The sequence below is a fragment of the Streptomyces sp. AF1A genome (genome assembly GCF_047340315.1).
Taxonomy (GTDB): domain Bacteria; phylum Actinomycetota; class Actinomycetes; order Streptomycetales; family Streptomycetaceae; genus Streptomyces.
Genome location: NZ_JBLEBI010000365.1, coordinates 1 through 1787 on the forward strand (window position 1 = coordinate 1; position 1787 = coordinate 1787).

Here is a 1787-nt window from a genome sequence, read left to right on the forward strand (position 1 = left end):
CGGCTAGTCCCGTACTTCGCGGGTAGCTCGTTCAGGTCTCTGGCCAGCGGGGATGCGTCGGTTCGAGGCCGAGGAGGTCGAGGAGATGGAGTTGGACGCCGCGGTTGATGACGATGGTGGGCGGGTCGGTGGCATGACCGACCCGTAGTCGCAGGCCGGAGAGGTGGTAGAGGATCATCCGGCCGGTGGGCCGGACCGTCTGGTTGCCGGGATACAGTCCGGGCATCTTCTGATCATCCCCAAGGGCCTGGCGGACCTGGCGTTCGATCAGGCAGAACACGAGCAGGGCCAGGCAGATCACCGTTACCAGTGCGGAGACCCGTTTGTTGTCCTGCACGAAGACGGGGGTGACGGCCAGGGGGCCTTTGAAGTCGCCGTAGCGGCGCTCGACGGCGGGCTGGCCCTTGTGGCGCCGCAGTACCTCGGCGGCAGCGGCCTGTTCGGGGGTGAGGGTGGTCAGCAGCGCGTACCAGCCGTCGACGGCCGCCTCGGCCTGGAGGACGTCTTGGTCGAAGTGCCAGTCGAGGGCAGGGCGTCCGGTGTCGTCGGTGGTGATCTCGGTGTGCAGACAGCCGGTGACGCGGCGGGTTTTGGCGATCACGCCGATGCGTGCGGCGATCTTCTCGGCGGTGTTGTAGTAGCGGCCGCCGGCCCCGCGCTGCAGCTTGTCGAGCTCTTCTCGGGCCTTGGCCAGGCGTTTGTCCCGGGCCCGCTGCTGGCCCTTGGCGTTGCCGGTGGAGTGCACCAGGATCCGGCGCACTTCCACGTCCGGGTCGCGTTTGCGCGGTCCGGACAGGACGTGGGTGTCCTCCAGGACTCGGTAGGTCTCGCGCCGCTGGGCGGGGATGGTCTCGTCCCGGGCGGGGGTGTAGTCCACGACGGTGGCCGCATCCAGGTCGAGGGCGGCGTAGACCGCGTCGTCGACCGTGGAGGCCGGGGCCGGGGCGATGAAATCGCATCCGGCCTTGAGCAGCGCGGTGACGTTGCGGTACGAGACGAGCTTGGAGTCCGCGATCAGCAGGAACTCCTTCGGCCCGGCCATGGCCCGCAGGGCGTTCATGGCGCCGGTGACCTGGGAGATCTCCGCGGCTCCGCCGTCGATGACGCGGGACAGCAGCGGGATGCCGCCGTCCCCGCAGACCGCGAGTCCGGTCTGGATCTGCTTGAGGTCGTACCGGCGGTCCTTGGGATGCCCATGCTTGATGCGGGGATAGTCCTCGTCCTGGTCGTCGGCTGGGTAGGCGCCGTACAGGGACATGGAGGTCATGTCCCAATGGAACGTCGACACATCGATGCCGAACTCGCCGATCGCGCGGGCCCCGATGCTGTCGGTCAGCTCCGTCAGGTGCGGGGCGATGGCATCCAGGGCGCGGCCCAGCCGGTCGTCGTTGAGCAGCTCCGGCTCGATACCGAAGACCTCCTCCACCGCCCACTCACGCGCCCAGTCGTCCACCCGCCACAGCGGGGCGGGCGCAGTCAGCCGGTTGGCCACCAGCGTCTCGATGACCTGGCCGTGCGTCAGGTGGGCGATGTCACGGCCCGGGCACAACCGGTCGACGGTCCCGGCCACATCCAGCCGGCGCAGAAACTCGGCAGCGACAGGCAGAGCGCCCAGACGCTTCTCCACCACGGCGCTGACCACGCATTCCATGCGCGGACGCACCGTCCGTGGCCGCGGGGACCGGGAAGACTTCGTCACACCCCACCAACGCGGCCACGGTCCCAACAGACACTCCCACAGGCCCTGAACCAGCCGATTCAGTCACCCGCGAAGTACGGAGCTAGTC

General features: G+C 68.8%; 1 protein-coding gene. It reads right to left on the reverse strand.

Translation table 11 applies throughout. The features are described from left to right. Positions 1–31: 31 nt before the first annotated feature. The gene (locus ACLU3S_RS36855) at positions 32–1651 is read right to left on the reverse strand and encodes an IS1634 family transposase (RefSeq protein ID WP_413956330.1); all 1620 of its coding nucleotides are present in this window, start codon (positions 1649–1651) and stop codon (positions 32–34) included. Positions 1652–1787: the final 136 nt, after the last annotated feature.